This is a genomic window from Lagierella sp. ICN-221743, assembly GCF_037890055.1.
Lineage (GTDB): Bacteria > Bacillota > Clostridia > Tissierellales > Peptoniphilaceae > Mediannikoviicoccus.
Window position 1 is genome coordinate 43,094 of record NZ_JBBKBD010000008.1, and the last position, 17,354, is coordinate 60,447.

The following is a 17,354-nucleotide window of genomic DNA, read 5'->3' on the forward strand; positions in this document are numbered from 1 at the left end:
CCTACTATAAATTTTTTAGACTCTCCTCATATGGAGGTCTACATATCCCTTTTTCAGTAATGATTGCAGTTATTAAGCTGTGATCGGTTACATCAAAAGCTGGATTATATGCTTTAACACCCTTTGGTGCCATCGCCTTTTCATACCACTTAGTGCTGATTTCTTCTTCAGGTCTAAGCTCGATTTCAATGTCCTCTCCTGTCTTGCAATTTAAATCAAGAGTGGATGTAGGTCCTAGTACATAAAATGGAATGTTGTAGTATTTTGCTAGAATTGCAACTCCACTGGTTCCAATCTTATTTGCCACGTCGCCATTAGAAGCAATCCTGTCACAACCTACAAGAACCGCTTGAACCTTGCCTGACTTCATGACAATACTTGCCATGTTATCACATATAAGTGTGGTGTCCAGGCCTGCCTTTTGTAACTCGTATGCAGTTAGTCTTGCACCTTGTAGTAGAGGCCTTGTTTCATCTGCAAATACATGGAAGTTCATTCCCTCTTCCTTACCAAGTATCATAGGTCCCAGTGCCGTTCCATAAAGCGACGTTGCCATTGGTCCTGCATTACAGTGGGTCAACAGTCCCATTCCATCTTTAAGAAGTGATAGACCATATTTTGAAATGGCCTTACACATTTCTATGTCTTCATCTTGAATTTTTATAGCTTCTTCTCTTAAAAGTTTTCTTAATTCATCGACTGAATCGCCCTTATACTCTTCAACCAATTTGTTCATCCTATTAAGTGCCCAAGAAAGATTTACAGCAGTCGGTCTTGAAGAATTTAAATACTCAGAGTCTTTGAAAAACTTTTCTTTAAATGCATTTAAGTCTTTGTCATAGCCCTTGGATAAAATATACATAGCATATCCGCCACATATTCCAATGGCAGGTGCCCCTCTGACTTTCAAATGAAATATTGCATCATAAATATCTTCAACATCATTTAATTCAATATAAACCTCTTCTCCTGGAAGCTTTGTTTGGTCCAGAATAATAAGTTTGTCTTCATCATTCAAGTAAATATTATTAGGTTTCATTAATCCTCCCATAATTTAAATCCGACTTTAAAGCTTTTAGATGAAAAAGCTTTTTCATAGTCCTTCAATTCAAAAAATTCAACATCGGGAAATTCCACATATCCTTTTTTTAATAGGTTTAGTGCCGGGTTAAAAGGACCACATCTAGACCCTTTGATTCCTATCTCCCTAACTACAATTTCAGAAAGGTCGATTTCTACATTTTCAGTGTAAGTGGACTTTACGATTATTCGTCCTCTATTTTCAACAAGCTTTAATGCAGTTTCTATTCCTGAAGGACTTCCCGTTGCATCAATAACTATTTCAAACGTGTCATCTGTATCCATTATAACATTAGCAAAACTTTTGAAGTTATCTAATTTGTCCTGGTGTTTACCAAGCACTGTAAGGTCCGCTCCAGTTAGTGCTATAACCTGACCAATCATAAAAGATAATCTTCCATCTCCCACCAAAAGTACTCTTGATGTTGGTTTTATATCTTCCCTCTCACATATTTCAACAGCCGCCGCCAGTGGTTCTGTGAAAAGTGCCTTCTTTGGATCAAGATTGTCTTCTACAACGTGAAGCAAGTCGTTCTTCCAAGTTATAAACTGTGTAAACACTCCGTCATGACCGCTAATACCAAGGACCTTTCTGTCAACGCAGTGGGTCTCTTCACCTCTTAGACAGTACTTGCAGTGGCCACAGCCCTGGTTTATTTCACCTACAACAATTTTGCCTATAAGTTTTTCATCATTTGACTCCACCACTTCGCCGACAAATTCATGTCCTAGTACGCCTTTGAAGTCTGGCCTATAGCCCTTCATTATCTCTCTGTCTGTGTTACAAATTCCAGCGTATAAAATTTTTATAAGGGCTTCATCCTCTGCCCTTACTGGCTTTTTATAGTCTTCTAAATATTCTAAAGACTTTCCATTAAAATATAGCGCTTTCATTATAGTATCTCGTTTATCTTTCCAAGTGTAACTTTTACAATTTCTTTGAATTTAGGTGCCACAAGTTTTGCATTTTCATTTACCTCTTCGTGGGTAAGTGGGTCTTCGCTCATGCCTGCAGCTAAGTTACTTATAAATGATATTCCACAAACTCTCATGCCCATGTGATTTGCAACCATGGCTTCAACTGTAGTGGACATACCAACTGCGTCCGCACCAACAACCTTTGCAAGTTTTATCTCAGCTGGAGTTTCAAAGTTAGGTCCGGTAGTTTGAAGATAAACTCCCTCTTTCATTTCGTGACCAACTTCCCTTGCAGCATCCCTAATCACATCTATTAGTTCAGGGTCGTAAACATGGGACATATCTGGAAATCTTGTTCCCCATCTATCATCATTTTCTCCAATAAGTGGTGATGGAACTAAACAGCTAATATGATCTTTAATTATCATAAGGTCAGCTGGAACATAGTCATCATTACAGCCTCCCGCCGCATTGGTTAGGAATAAAACCTTTGCACCCATCTCTTTCATAAGTCTAACGGGAAGAACAACATCCTCCATCTTGTAGCCTTCATAATAGTGAACTCTTCCTTGCATAATAACTGTTGGAAGTCCATTTACATGGGCAAACACAAATCTTCCCTTATGTCCTTCTACTGTTGACTTTGGAAAGTCTTCAATGTCTGCGTAGTCAATAGTTCCTTCTATTTCTAAGTCACTGGCAAAGTCTCCAAGTCCCGAGCCCAATATTAGTGCAAGCTTTGGCTCAAACGGAATTTTGTCCTTTAAACTTTCGTAACAATTTTGTACTCTTTCATATGCTTTTGTCATGCTTTACCTCCATCCTTTATTCCATTATATAACAAGAGTTTGTAAAATAAAATTATTAATTACTATCTACTTGTACTTAAACTTATACCCAATTAAAGCACTTTCCCTCTTTATAATAGAATTGCTTTATTATTTTTTAATTACATATTATAATTAAATGAGATTTGACAAAGGAGAACAGATTGATATTTAACAAGTACAGAAAAAATATTAATTTGATTCTTTCAATACTTTCCATAGCAACTGTTGTGTTTATTTTTCTAGCAGCTCCCTTTGGATTGCAGAGAAATTTCCAAAAAGAATACATCAGTAAAGATATTTATGTAAAGAAAAAGGGTTTAAGACGAGAAACTTTTTCAACAAATTATTTGAAAGAATCAGATAATCTTTTAAACAATAAAATACTAATACCATCAAAGAAAAATAATTATTGGACATATAATGGCGACATGAATGAGTTTAAAGATAAAAACAGATCGGATCAGCGTTACCTATATTCTTTTTTCATGCTAAACGATTTAGTAAATGCATATACTCAAAGGGAAAATGTAGAATATTTGAAAAAGGGATTTGCGTACTTAAAAGATTTTTATGAGCAATGCCCCTACGACTTTGAGCCAGTTAACAATATGCCATGGCATGACGAAACAACAGCCCAAAGGCAAATCAACACCGTTAGATTTTATAAGGTAGCAAAAAACTTTTTAAATGACGATGAACTTAAACTCATGCGTGACAACTTGGAGTTTACTGCAAATAAATTAAATACTGAAATGTATTCTGGTTTTAATAATCATGGAATGTTTCAAGACCTGTCCCTATACTTCTACGGAAAGGCATTTGCAAGGCCGAACTTTGTTTCAGCCTCAACAAAAAGACTTCAAGAGTATTTCTTAAAATCCTTCTCCAGTGAAGGGGTACATTTGGAAAACTCTCCAGAGTACCATTTTGAAATGCTCTATATATTGAAAGACTTTTTTAACTCTGTGCAAAGCATAGATTTTGGTAAGTATAATCAACTGGTGGATATTTATAAAAAAAGCGTTCGCTATTCAAAGGCAATTATCTTACCAAATGGATTTTTGCCAAATATTGGAGACACTGCATCTATAAAAGTTGACCTACATGATTTTTATACTGATGAGGAATTAAAAGACAGTAACGATAGTAGAAACATTTTTTTAGATTCAGGGTTTGATATTTATAAAAAAGGCGAAAACTGCCTTGCCTTTATTGGCCCCGCATACCTGTCCTATCATCATCATGACCATGATTTATCATTTTGGCTTTATAAAAATGGAAATATTTTTACGGAAGTTGGAAAGTACGGCTATGACTGGGACAACCCAGAGAGTAAGTATGTTAGGACCTACCCTGCTCATAATAGCGTTGTAATTGACGGAGAAGAAGAAATCTCTCCGACTGTGTTAGACGGTGAAATGCTAAACCTAGGAGACAATAAAATGGCAGCCATTTCAAGAAGGTCACAAAAGGCTGAAGTGTATAGAGAAATTGATTTTGATGATGAATTGAAAAAAATAAATGTTAAGACATCTATCTTCCCAAAGGATGACAAGGAAAAAACTTACGAACTGTACTTTCATTTGGCCCCGGAAATTAAAGTTGTGTCTTCAAAGGACAAAAACTCTATGGAACTTTTTAGGGCAGAGGAAAAAATTGGAACCGTTCATTGTAAAGAGAAGATGGAATTAAAAAAAGATAAATACTATTCAAGGTCCTATGACAAGGGACAAAAGACACAGGTTATTTATATCAAAACTTCTGGATTAGAAAAACATATAGATTTTGAAATCAATTTAAAATAGTCAAGCACTCCTAGGAGTCTTGACTTATTTTATTTCACTATTGTCTCTTAACACTTTATAAAAGGTTCTGTGGTTTGCAATCCTCCTTGGCAAGAGTTTTTGAACCTGTTTGTCGTTAATGCCGTCCATCATCTCTTTATATTCTGTAGTATTCATATTTGCAAAAAGTTCCACATAGGACTTTTCTTTAAATGCCCTGCCCTTAAACCTATTTAACTCTAAAAATATATCAAAGTCCATACCCGCCTTTTGGCTCTTGAATATTTTAAACAGCCTTTCCTTTTCTTTTTCATCTATTTTGCAATATGAATTTACCATATGGTCTGGAAGAAAACTGCTAACTTCATATAGATAGATATTAAAATCCAAGTGTAAGTCTTCCAAAGCCTTCCTAAATACATAATTACACCATCGATGTTCATAGTGGGAGTCGTAGGGAGTTACTATAAATACATTTTTATAATCTTTGCTCTTTAAGTAATCTTCCAATTCACCGGCGGTTTGTGAAGTATATTTATTTACATTGTTGTTTTCTGCGTCAAATATTTTTAAAGACCTTAGTCCAAGTTCTTTCGCCAAGGTATTTGCTTCCGCCCTTCTTTCAGCCTTTATATCAACTCCCTTAATTGGTTTTGATCCTGAAGAGTCCGTAAGGTAAATTAGGTCTACCTTATCATTATGTTTTTTGTTTCCTAATAAAAGTCCTCCCATTCCAATGGTTTCGTCATCAACATGGGGAGATATAACTAGGGTTTCTCCCAAAGGTAAATTTATTTCTTTTAAGTTTTTGAAACTTTTACTTCCATACATCCTCTTAATATTAAAAATATTAAACCATTTTATAGGGTAGTATAAAATTTCTGCAACAGTATCTTTCCACATTTATTTTAATTCCTCCAAGGCCTTTTTAAAGCCAATCAATTTTTTGATTTTCCTACCCCTATCTGAAGTGAAGTAGTCTAAAATATATATATTTGTAAATGAATTTGCATATCCAAACTTCCAAGCATATCCTCCAACGCCAAAGTTAAACTTTTTAAATTCATTTTGTTTAAACAATTCTTCAAATATAAAATAGAAGAGGGCGTTGTTAAGCCTATACTCTCTGTATTCTGGAGAGTATCCCGTGTTCCATGACACCAGTTCTTCCCCATTTACATAGCAATTTCTATATGCAATAACTTTTCCTTTTTCAATATCACGGATGATAAAGTTTTTAACAGCCTTCGACCCAAGCTGTACATTTTTTATAAACTCTTCCCTCTTTTCATCTTCATATAAAGAATATCTTTCGTCCCTTCCTTGGGATTTTAAAAAAATCTTTTCCTCAATATGAATATTTTTTATCTCTTCATAAAGTTCTTCGCTCATGTTATCAATAACTTGAAACTCGATATTCTTTTCCCTTAAAATCTTGTTTTTATACTTCCTAGTATTGGAAGGAAAAGTTTTATTATATTCATCAAAGTTCTCGTAATCTTCAAGGTTTAAAGTGGGAACCATATTCTGCTGACTGAAATGTTCATTTAGTTTATGATTTTTTAAAATGTATTTACTTAAATAACTTTCAGGCAAAATATTATCAAGGACAACTCGGTCTATTGGAAGCTTCTCAATGTAGTTAAAGAGAGTTTTTATTGACGTGTCGTAGTTTACAACGCAGTCATCCAAAAGAATGTTTTTAAAATCTCCCTCTAGACCAAATTGTAGTTCACGCCATTTTGAAAGAGCTGCCTTCCTTTCCGTTATTTCAAAAGGAGCAAGAAGTATGGGGTTGTTGTTTTCATACATTAAAAGGTAAAGAAGATTTTTATCTTCATTTGCCCTTACATACTCTCTTAAAAATATGGGAGATGAAAAAACTACTTTTTCTTTAGTGTTTTCCCAAATTTTTTCAACGTCAGAAATATATTTTTCAAAATCTTCTAAATTTTTAATCTCTTTTATTTCCATCTTCTTTCCTTTCCTATGTTCTTCAAGGCCTCTCTATTTGTAATGGCAAGAAATATCGCTGTTAAAAGTGAAATCGCCATGCCGTATATAAATCCAGAAGGAATATATTTTAACTCCACATGGTTTTGTCCACTAACTCCATGTATCTTTAAAAAGCTTCCATAAAATTCATCGGTTTTGACAGGTTCTCCATTAACATAGGCCTTCCATCCTTCGTTATATGGAATTGACGTAAGTATTTCGCCACTGTCACTGTCTATGTCAAAACTTACCTTTTCCTTATTAATATTTACATTCTTTGCACCATTTTCCATTACATTTTCAAAGCCTTTAATAAAGTTATCCTCTTCAAGCTTAAACACTCTAAAGAAAAAGTCCTCACTGTCTCCTTCTCCAAATTCAACATTTATTTTAAAGATGTCTCCCTTGTTAAAGTGAAGTCCTCCAACAATATTCTTGTTTCGAATATCAAAAGAGGTTCTCTCACCATAGTGGTCCACAACAAATTTATCATCTTCCACATGATCAGAGTCAAAGTAATAGTAGCCATCGTCAGTGGCTTCATATTCTAAGGTTAATGTTGCAGTGTCTTCCTTTGTATTAAAAAACACCTTATCTTCCATGGAGTTTCTAATCTTTAGTCCCTTTCCAGATTCAGAAATTCTTTGAACTTCAGTGAAAATATCCTTATCCGTTCCTGTAATCATTTTGAAAAGCTCTTCTTGATTTTCTATATTATCATATTTGAACTCGTCTTTAGATATATCCCCCTTAGGTTCGAAGGCCAGCGGAAGACAGTACTCATTTTCTAAAAGTCTAACGCCTCTCCAGCTGGAAATCTCTTTAAATCCAAATACATCCACTGGATTGTTCCTCTCATATAGGTATCCAATATTTAAAAATCCATTTATAACCGGTGTGGTGTAGTTGTAATAAACTCTATTTCCAATTGGGCTTGTGCTATGTCCCATCTTTTCTAAAAACGTGGACACCCTCTTGTCCAGTGTGGAAGAAAATAGTGACAAGCCGTTATAACCGTATAGGGCTGGGTCATTAAAAGTAAAACGGTCCATGGACTCCTGTCTCTTAAACTCTTTTTTGTCCGTCTCCCCTTGCAGTACTTTTATTTCTTCTTTGCCCTTAATAAATTCATAATAATCTGTGCATCCTCCAGAATAAAGTCCAAAGCCACCGTTAACTATAAGTTCAACTGTAAGAATTAGACAAAAAATCTTTTTGCCATAGTCTTCCCCTTTGATTATAAATAATGTACAGATGATATATACAAACATCAAGAGTAAGTTTGCGACTGTTATCTCCCAGTCCCTCTCCTGTCCAACATAGTAAATGATAAATAGTGACAGGAAGGAAAATGGAAAAATAATTTTTAAATTTGTAGTTTCTAAATTTTCATAGGTCTTATAGCAAACTATGCCTACTATAAAGGAAAGTATAAATGTAAATCTTGACGGAAGCATATTTGAATATCTAAAGCCATGCCAAATATAGTCAAGCACATTGACATTGGTACTGAGGTATAAAAAGAGAATGAAAAATACGCTAATTAACTTTTCTCTCTTGGAAATGCCCTTTACAAAGATATACACAAAAATAAAAAATATTATTAATAATCCACTGTAGATATTTGGTAGGCCATCCCTAACTGTGGACTGGTTAAATGCCAGTGCATTTGCCATTAAGTCCCTAAAGTCATTTACAAGTTTTATTTTATCGCTAAATGCGGCTGGGGTCTTGTACACTCTGCTAAGCCCAATTGCAGTGGGCAAAAGTAAAACGGCAGAACAAAGGGCCGCAGCAATGGAATAATAAAGAGTTTTAAATCCTTTTTTCAAAAAGTCCATAAGGTTGAGTCTATAGACAAAGCTATAGCCAAAGTAAAATAAAATAATTCCTATAACTACAAATATGGACATATAGTAGTTAAATATAAAGCATCCTAGCAAGGTGAAAAAATAAAATTTGTAGGAGTTTGAACAAACCACATTTTTTATTCCAAGAATTGCCAGCGGAAATAGAATTATTACATCCAGCCACATTATATTCCAGTAGTAACCACATATAAATCCACTTAGTGAGTAGATTAGTGAAAAAGCCACCAGTGCGTAGTCCTTTTTGTTGTAAATTGAATAGAGGAAGATGCTAAAACTAAGTCCTGCCAATCCAATTTTAAATGCAATTAAAAACTCGAAAAATACAATTACAAAATCTTCTGGAATTGCAATTAAAAATATATTAAATGGGGACATTAAATAATAAGCCAATATTCCGATAAAGTCGGAACCTAGTCCCATAGAAAAGGTGTAGAAGAACCCTCCACCATTAATCAGTTTGTCCCTTAACACTTGGAAGAACTGAAAGTATTGATGGTATGCATCCACAATTAAAATTTGATTTTTCCCAATTGGATAGTATCCATTTGCAATATATGTAATTACAAAGGTCAAAAATGGAATCAAAAATGCCAATGTAAAAAAATAATATTTCTTTTGTTTTAGTCTTTCGTATCTTTCTTTCATAGTTCCCCCTCTACAGTATTATACTTTAAAATAAAAAAGGTTTCATTAAATTAAGAGGTGAGAGGTTGGAAGTGAGAAGTGGAAAGTGAGAGGTGAGAAGTTGGATGCGGGAAAATTTTGTAGTTGAAGAATCAAAAAAGAAGCTGAAATTCCAACCAGCTTCTCTAAGATTAATTTTTATTAGCCTATTTTTTTATACGCTCCAATCCTTTGTCTAAACTTATGGGCTCCTATAAACACTAAAATCACAAAGGCTGCAAAAGTTATGGTGGACTGAACCAGTGGTGCCATATTGTATGTTTTTCCCAAGTAGAAATCTAAAAACTTTTCGTCTCCTATGTGGTACATTGGTAAGAATAACCTTCCAATTGTGTTTAAAGCCTTTGGCAGTGAATCCTTTCCCACTCCCATTAGTCCCGAAGTTACCATGGCGAAAAAGTAAAAGCTCATTGTAAAGGCGTATGTTGTTCCAAACTTTCTTGTGCCATATGCCACCCCATGGGCAAGTAACATAAATAGTATTGCCAAAATATAAAACATTATTAACGACCCAATTAATCCAGTTGATGAAGGTTTCTTTATATCAAGCACAGATACAGCAACTATTGTATAGATTAACAAGTCTAAGCTCACATAGATTAAATTTGAAACTAACTTTGCAAAGAAAAGTTTCTTAGGGCTATTACCAAACAGTTCCAATCGAAGTGGTATATCTTTTTCCAGTGACTCCGCATACATTGCGGCATATCCAATATGCATTGCAGAAAAAGGGATTACTATGCAAAATCCTAAAAACAAACCCGTCTGTACATCTGGTAGTATTTCCTTTGGCACGTCATTTAGTCCATTCTTTCCTATAATTATTAATAAAAATAGTGGTAGGAAGAGTCCAAATATTAAAAACAGTACATTTTTCATCATACTTTTTAGTTCCATTATAACTAGGTATTTAAAGTTGTTCCTCTTCATTACTTCCTCCTCAATGCATTTATATACATTACTTCCATATCATTAGATGCTCTTTCAAAGTCGATATCTTTTTGAACCAAAATCCTCTCCAGTTTGAGTTCCTCTTCATCATTATCCATGGATATTGCAACTTTTCCCTCTGGCGCCTCAATCTTTTTATAGTCCTTCATAAGCTCTTCATCATAATCCAAAGCACTAAATGAAATTATTCTATTTCCACAATACTTTTTAAACAGTGCAGTTTTTGAATCATAATCCACAACTTTCCCATCTTCTAAAATCAGTACATCATCCACAAGCCTTTCCAGTTCGTCATAGTAATGAGACACCAATATCAAAGTGTCGTCCCTATCCCTGTACCACTTTTCCAAAAGCTCCATAAGGGAACTTCTCGTTTGAAAGTCAAGGCCAGAGGTTACTTCGTCAAAAATCGTAAGCGGACTCTCCTGCGCAAGGACTAAAATCACAGTAAGCCTTTGCTTTTGCCCTCCAGAAAGATCTTTATAGGTCTTTTTAAGTGCGGATTCAAACTTAAAAAATTTTATTAATTCCATAATCTTTTCGCAATTTTCAAGCTTACATCCAATAATTGCTTCCATAACCGTTCTTACAGCAATTGTTTCAGGGTAGTTATTGTACTGCATATGAACTGCAATTTCATTTGTTGGAATATCCTTTACAATGCTTCCACTGTATGGCACAAGCTCCATTATGGCGTTGATTAAAGTGGTCTTACCCGCTCCATTAGAGCCTAATATGCCAAGCTTTTTGTTCTTATCAATAATTATTTCATCTTCAATGGTAAGTGCTGTAAAGTCACCATATTTAACCTTAAGATTATTAATCTTAATCATCTCTTCCCCTCCTTAACACTGTTAAAACTCCTTTGTTTTTATTTCTCACTTCAATCTCAAGTCCAATTAAGTTTGAGTAGTACTTTGCAATGTACAGACCAAGTCCCTTACTCTTACTCTCTGTAGAAGATACAAAGGGTTCCATTATAGATTTTTCAATCTCCCTAGGTATGGTCGCCTCTTCATTGTAAATACTTATATCTTCACCAAGCTCTATGTCAATAAAGCCGTTTTCACTTGTATAGTTAATGGCATTTTCCAAAATATTATCTATTACTTTGATAAAAATTTCTGAGTCGGTGTTTAAAAAGCCATCACCCTTTAAATTAATTTTTAAATTCTTTTCATCAGTTTTTAGTTTATACTTTGAAATCTCTTTTTCAAATGTATCCCTTAAATTAATATCTCCAAAAGAAAGCTCTTCCATTTCCTTTGTAGTTAAAAGAATTTCTGAAACCATAGAGCTCATCTCTAACAGTTCAGTTTTTAAAACCCTTAGATACTTATCCCTGTCTTCATACTTCCCTAGATTATTAATCATGCCATCACATAGTAGGATTGACGCAGCAATAGGTGTCTTTAGTTCATGGGTTGCAGATCTTGTGAAGACTTCCTTCCTCTCCCCTTCAACACGAAGCTTTTCAATATTTTTTCTTAACGCCTTGTCCATTTCAACTATATTTCTACTAAGGGTTGCTATTTCATCTTCTCCATGAAAGTTAATGGAATTATAATTTGGAGTTGACCTCTTTGAAACTTCGCTAAACCTTTGTATCTTTACAATTGGCTCCACAATCCTTCTTGAATAGAGACTTGAAACAACTATTACAAGTAACATTAAAACTAAAATTATCATTGGAATGCTGGATAACACCACCGGAAGTAGGTCTTCAATTCGCGGTGCTATGAAAGAGTCAAGGGAAACCTTGTAAAAACCATCTTCATTTGTAATTAAAATGCAGTTGATGTAGTCAGCCACATTTTCTTCCCTATAGCTAAGACTTAGCATCACAGTGTTTTTATTTAGCTTTTTATAATCAGTATATGAATTTTCATCACGCCTTTTAAAAGCTTCACTAAATTTTAAATCACTTTTAATTCCATCAATTTTAAAATTGTCTTGAATATATTTTCCAATTTTACTAGCTTCCCTATCTATTTCATAAGCTTCAAAATTTCCTGCTCCCTTGTTCTTTTTTGCACTTTTCATAGTATCTTCAATTTTTTTAAGACTTTGCTGTATTTCAGAACCACTTATATTAATTACTCCCCTTAATCCAATTGAGTTTAATTTTAACTCATTGAAATCACTATCAACTTCAATAAAAACTTGATTTCCAAGTTTACTAATCTTTCTTAAATCCTTAGCACCATGAACCATTTCAAAATGAGATTTTTTTATCTCCTCGCTAATGCTTTCAATGTTTTGATTTACATATAGATTTGGTAATAGAAATGCCAAATAGGAAACTATTATTATTAAAATTGTCACAGCCAGGAAGATGCTGTAGATTAAATTTTTCTTACCTAATTTCATTTTCACTAAATTTATATCCTATGCCAATAACGGTTTTGATATAATCCTTTCCCAGTTTTTTTCTAATATTTTTTATATGTGCGTCAATTATTCTGTCATTTCCAATATAGTCCTCATTAAATGCGCCCATAATTAACTGTTCCCTACTTAAAACTTTATCCTTATTTTCGTAAAGCATTTGAAGAATTAAAAACTCACTTAAGGTAAATGGAATTTCCTCTCCATCAACAAAGACCCTATAGGATTCGCCATCCATAATAAACTCATGATTAACTAAAACCTGAGGCTTAATACGACGAAGTAGTGTTTCAATTCTCTTTATTAAAATAATTGGCGACACGGGCTTTACCAAATACTCATCAGCAAAGTTATTAAAAGCCGACACCTGAGTTCCTATATCATCAAGGGCAGTGAGCATTATTACTCCGATATTTTTTGTCTTAGGATTCGTCCTGATAAAAGATAGAACATCAATTCCACTTATGCCCGGAACCATAATATCTAAAACTGCCACGTCAATGTATTCACTGTTTAATATATCAACAGCTTTATTTCCGTCCTCCGCTTCAAAAGTTGTCGCTCCAGAAACTTTTAAATACTCAACCAGTACTTCTCTTATATTTTTTTCATCTTCCAATAATAATATATTTGCCATATCTATCTCCTTAGGATTATAATATCAGCTTCGTGTGAATTTTGTATGAAGTTTTTATGATTTTTCAAATTAATTGCAAAAATAAAAAAAGATGAAGCCATCAGCCTCATCATTTTATTTTATTTCTTTTTTTCTTCCGCAAATCCACTTTGTCTATTTGAAATCTTAAGCCCTCTACCATATACAAAGTAAATCACTATGGAGTTTAGCAACATAAGTAGTACTGAATAAACTAAATTTACCGCTTTTGAGTCCATAGTTGCAACAGAAGATGCATTTTGAGTAATTATTATACCAATTGTTTCGCTTCCCGGTGGATATAGGAATGCAGACATATTGTACTCTGCTAAATTTGTATTAAAATTTAATGCACATAATGCAAGTGCCGTTGGTAACATCGCCGGTAGTACCACTTTTAAAAATGTTCGTAGTGAACTTGCCCCCAAGTTTTGAGAAGCTTCTTCTAAACTGGTATTAAAGTTATAGTATGCACTCTTTAGATACCTTAGAGTCGAAGGAATAATTGCCACTGTATATGCAATCACCAGTATCCACTGCGACCCAATAACTGATTGGTTAAAGATTAATAGTCTTGGTCTGTCGTAAATCATCATATAACCTAGAGCTATTAGAATTGATGGAACTAGCCAAGGTACGTAGTAGAAGTATTCTAAACTCTTTATTAGTTTATTGCTCTTCGCCTTCATAACTAGTCTCACAAGTATAAGCATTAGTAGTACTGAAGCAACCGCCGCGATTCCCGAGAATAAAAATGATCTAAGTAGTGGGTCCAAGTTACTTGATTTAGTTAGAACATTTTTATAGTTTTCTAATGTAAAGTGTTTAAAATCTATAACATTTCTTGAAAGCGCCTTTGTGTCTAGGAACGATGAAATAAGAATCATAATACATGGTAACGCTTGAATAATAAATAATATTACTGCTATTACATATACAAAAACTTTTGCCACAGGATTGTGGATTTTTTGTTTTCGGAGTCTCTTTTTACTATTTGACACAGACATATAGTTCCCCTTAGATTCATTCCATGTCATAAATGCTAACAATAGTATTTGAAACGAAGCCAGTACCAGTGACAACACCGCTGCAATATCCCTTGATCTTGGTCTTTTTGCAAAGGTTAATATCAGTGGCGAAATTGTTTGAAAGTTCTTTCCACCAACCATCAACGGTGCTGCAAAAGAAATTAATCCAGTTTGAAATGTAATAACTATTAGAGTTATTAATGTAGGTTTTACTATTGGCATAACAACTTTGGATAGTATTTGAAATTGATTACTTCCCAAGTTCTTTGCTGAATCTATCAGCTCATTGTCTATACTATTTATTGCATTTCTAAAGAAAATCATATATTGATGAGTACAACCAAAGGTCATAACAAAGAAAACTGCAAATGCACCAGTAAACCAACCCGGGTTCATATTTGGAAATATCTTCATTAAAAACTGTGTAAGTATGCCAGTTTTTCCATATACGTATAGATATCCATTATTCAGTATTACCCCTGAAAAAACCAGTGGTAACATATATGCTGCTCTAAATACTTTTGAAAATTTTAAATCAAAATATTCAGTTAATAATACCTGTGTAACTCCTACAGTTGTAGTTGTAAATATTAGAACAAGTCCTGTCAATAATGAATTTTTTATTGAAGTCATTGCCCTTTTGGAGTTTAAAACCTTTTTAACCGCATTAAAACTAAAACTTGAGCCGTCGTGGAATGAACTTACTATTATGGTTGCCGTTGGTAAAATTATAAATGCTACTGCAAACCAGACTATAACTAAAATTAAAAGTATTTTTGATAGATTAAACTCTTTGCTTTTTTCAAAACTTTTATTCTTAGAATTTTTCATAACTACACCTCATAATCTAAGATGTCTTCTGGATTAATATATAAATCTATTTCCTCATCAAGATTTATATTTGTAGTTGAATCATTTTTTTGTAAAATTGTTAGATCTGACCCAAATACATTTATAATGTAATGGGAGTAGGCTCCCTCATACATATGTCTTTCCACTTTTCCTTTAACTTTTACAGTTTCTCTATCTTGTATTGAATGAAGTAAAATCTTTTCATTTCTTATATAGTGATTGTTTTTAGGATCAAATTTAATATTTGACGAGTTTTCATTTATATAATTCAAAAGTTTATCGCCTATCTTGTTTGATTCACCGATAAATGTACAAACAAATTCTGTTTTTGATTTGTCATATATTTCAAGTGGATTACCTATCTGCTCAACAAGCCCCTTATTAAATACCGCAATTCTATCCGACATTTCAAGAGCTTCTTCTTGGTCATGAGTTACATAAATTGCTGTCATACCAGTCTTTCTTTGAATGTCCTTCATCTCTTGACGCAGTTGCTTTCTAAGTTTTGCATCAAGGTTAGATAGTGGTTCATCAAATAATATAAGCTTTGGGTCCTTTGCCAAGGCTCTTGCTATGGCAACTCTCTGTTGCTGCCCACCAGATAGTTCAGACACATTTCTCTTAAGATGTTCCTCCTTGATTTCAACAAGATTTGCCATTTCGATGACTTTTTTATGTATTTCATCCTTTGGCATCTTCAATACCTTTAAACCGTAGCTAATATTATCAAAAACTGTCATTGTAGGAAATAGTGCATATGACTGGAACACCATACCAATTTGTCTCTTTTCAGGCGCCATATTTGTTATATCTTTTCCTTCCAAGATAATATTTCCACTATATGGTTTTAAAAATCCCGCTATGGATCTAAGTATTGTAGTCTTACCGCATCCAGATGGTCCTAGGAAAGTAAAAAATTCACCTTCTTTGACATCTATGTTCACGTCTTTAACTGCAACATAATCTCCATATCTTATTTCTATATCATTTAACTCTATCATATATCCTCCCTGTTAAATAAAATGCGGGATAACTCCCGCATTTCATTTAAAACTTTATGGCATAATTTCTAATTCAAATTTTTCAACCCATTCATCAAGATGTTCATTTAATACATCCCAATCTACATCCATACGATCAGTTTGATCAAATAATTCAAGAACTCTTGGGTCTGCCGCTTCTCTTGCATTATTGTTTGTAGGTACTGTACCAAATTCTTTTGCCCAAGCCTTTTGTACTTCTGCTGTTCCCCACCATTCAGCAAATTCTTTAGCAACAGTATAGTCTGCATCATCACCATGATTCATTACACCAACTTGTTCTGCCATGGCAAAAACACCTTTATCTGGATTTACTGGAACTGAGTTAATATCAAATTCTTTTTCAGCCTTTATAATACCACCTGAGAAGTAGTAACTGTATTTGAACTCTCCGTCCTTTACCATTGTCATAGCCTTTTGAAGTGATGCTAAACTATTTTCAGCTTCAACTGATTTACCATATTTATAGTAATTCTTTGCTAGCTCCCAACCTTTTTCTGAAACTCCAAGTTCTCCATTTTTATCTAAGTTTTGAAGTAAAATAGGGAATACAATCTTTTGATTTGTAGAACTTGTTAGGTTATCTGGAACATAGTACTTACCTTGATTAGCTTCTGTTGCAAGTTCTTCATATGACTTTGGAGCGTCATCCTTATTCATTTGATTTCCATCAAAGTAATAGAATATACGTTGTTCAGACCATGGATAGTAGTATCCATCTCCATGGATTAATTCGCTATCTATTTCTGATTTCCATTTTGGATCCCATTTTGTAAACATATTCTCTGCTTGTAGTTTTGCAAATCCACCTTCATCAAGACCGATAACAACATCTGCTTGAGGATCGTTCTTTTCCGCTAATAATCTTTGAAGTAAATCTCCACCTGGGATAAATACAACTTCAACGTCGAATCCTGCTTCCTTTGACTTTTCTTCAAGCCAAGTTATCTTTTCGTCAGCAAAAGAGTTACTGTATAGAACAATCTTTTTATCTTTTGCTCCTTCTTGCTTTTCACTTGTTTCTGTTTTAGAACCCATTTCAGTACCATTAGTATTGTTTGGTTTATTACATGCTACCAAAGTGATTGATAGTAAAAGAAACATTGCTAAAACACGTAATTTTGATTTCATTAATAAATCATCCTTTCTTTATTATAATCAACACTATTATATCATACTCAACTTTTTTTACATAATTTTATAATTATTTAAATAAAAAGTGAAAAACCTGTACCCTTCTGTTATAATATATATGATATTTTTTTGATAAAGGTGATT

14 protein-coding genes are annotated in these 17,354 nt (G+C 33.7%); 1 reads left to right on the plus strand and 13 read right to left on the minus strand.

Annotated features, from left to right (window positions below; all coding sequences use genetic code 11):
- Positions 1 to 4 precede the first annotated feature (4 nt).
- The 3 genes from mtnA to WKS98_RS05250 are packed head-to-tail and all read right to left on the minus strand — an operon-like array spanning position 5 to position 2,807.
- A complete protein-coding gene (gene mtnA / locus WKS98_RS05240) occupies positions 5 to 1,039 on the minus strand; it encodes an S-methyl-5-thioribose-1-phosphate isomerase (RefSeq protein ID WP_498917517.1) in 1,035 nt (344 codons plus the stop codon).
- The gene (locus tag WKS98_RS05245) at positions 1,039 to 1,974 is read right to left on the minus strand and encodes an alcohol dehydrogenase catalytic domain-containing protein (RefSeq protein ID WP_498917519.1); all 936 of its coding nucleotides are present in this window, start codon (positions 1,972 to 1,974) and stop codon (positions 1,039 to 1,041) included. The genes mtnA and WKS98_RS05245 overlap by 1 nt, the downstream gene beginning before the upstream one ends.
- Positions 1,974 to 2,807, minus strand: a complete 834-nt coding sequence (locus WKS98_RS05250; protein WP_498917521.1) for a purine-nucleoside phosphorylase — start codon at positions 2,805 to 2,807, stop codon at positions 1,974 to 1,976. Before WKS98_RS05250 ends, WKS98_RS05245 begins: the two co-directional genes overlap by 1 nt.
- A gap of 182 nt (positions 2,808 to 2,989) precedes the next feature.
- Between WKS98_RS05250 and WKS98_RS05255 the strand changes: the two genes are divergently transcribed.
- A complete protein-coding gene (locus WKS98_RS05255; protein WP_498917523.1) occupies positions 2,990 to 4,633 on the plus strand; it encodes a heparinase II/III domain-containing protein in 1,644 nt (547 codons plus the stop codon).
- Between the two features lie 24 nt (positions 4,634 to 4,657).
- Here the strand turns inward: WKS98_RS05255 and WKS98_RS05260 are convergent, their stop codons facing one another.
- The 10 genes from WKS98_RS05260 to WKS98_RS05305 form a co-directional block, all read right to left on the minus strand.
- Positions 4,658 to 5,515 carry a PIG-L deacetylase family protein gene (locus WKS98_RS05260; RefSeq protein ID WP_498917525.1) on the minus strand — a complete coding sequence of 286 codons (858 nt, stop codon included), beginning with the start codon at positions 5,513 to 5,515 and terminating at the stop codon, positions 4,658 to 4,660.
- Positions 5,516 to 6,586 carry a GNAT family N-acetyltransferase gene (locus tag WKS98_RS05265; RefSeq protein ID WP_498917527.1) on the minus strand — a complete coding sequence of 357 codons (1,071 nt, stop codon included), beginning with the start codon at positions 6,584 to 6,586 and terminating at the stop codon, positions 5,516 to 5,518. It lies immediately after the preceding gene.
- Entirely contained in the window at positions 6,577 to 9,123 is a 2,547-nt protein-coding gene (locus WKS98_RS05270) for a YfhO family protein (RefSeq protein WP_498917529.1), read from the minus strand. Before WKS98_RS05270 ends, WKS98_RS05265 begins: the two co-directional genes overlap by 10 nt.
- A gap of 180 nt (positions 9,124 to 9,303) precedes the next feature.
- A complete protein-coding gene (locus WKS98_RS05275; protein WP_498917530.1) occupies positions 9,304 to 10,092 on the minus strand; it encodes an ABC transporter permease in 789 nt (262 codons plus the stop codon).
- The gene (locus WKS98_RS05280) at positions 10,092 to 10,946 is read right to left on the minus strand and encodes an ATP-binding cassette domain-containing protein (protein WP_498917532.1); all 855 of its coding nucleotides are present in this window, start codon (positions 10,944 to 10,946) and stop codon (positions 10,092 to 10,094) included. Before WKS98_RS05280 ends, WKS98_RS05275 begins: the two co-directional genes overlap by 1 nt.
- Positions 10,939 to 12,483 carry a sensor histidine kinase gene (locus WKS98_RS05285; protein WP_498917534.1) on the minus strand — a complete coding sequence of 515 codons (1,545 nt, stop codon included), beginning with the start codon at positions 12,481 to 12,483 and terminating at the stop codon, positions 10,939 to 10,941. The genes WKS98_RS05280 and WKS98_RS05285 overlap by 8 nt, the downstream gene beginning before the upstream one ends.
- Positions 12,470 to 13,138: a response regulator transcription factor gene (locus WKS98_RS05290; RefSeq protein ID WP_498917536.1), complete on the minus strand. Its 669-nt coding sequence runs from the start codon at positions 13,136 to 13,138 to the stop codon at positions 12,470 to 12,472. The genes WKS98_RS05285 and WKS98_RS05290 overlap by 14 nt, the downstream gene beginning before the upstream one ends.
- Positions 13,139 to 13,257: 119 nt before the next feature.
- Positions 13,258 to 15,015, minus strand: a complete 1,758-nt coding sequence (locus WKS98_RS05295) for an ABC transporter permease (protein WP_498917538.1) — start codon at positions 15,013 to 15,015, stop codon at positions 13,258 to 13,260.
- Positions 15,016 to 15,017: 2 nt separating this feature from the next.
- A complete protein-coding gene (locus tag WKS98_RS05300; RefSeq protein ID WP_498917539.1) occupies positions 15,018 to 16,037 on the minus strand; it encodes an ABC transporter ATP-binding protein in 1,020 nt (339 codons plus the stop codon).
- Positions 16,038 to 16,091: 54 nt separating this feature from the next.
- The gene (locus WKS98_RS05305; protein ID WP_498917541.1) at positions 16,092 to 17,207 is read right to left on the minus strand and encodes an extracellular solute-binding protein; all 1,116 of its coding nucleotides are present in this window, start codon (positions 17,205 to 17,207) and stop codon (positions 16,092 to 16,094) included.
- Positions 17,208 to 17,354: the final 147 nt, after the last annotated feature.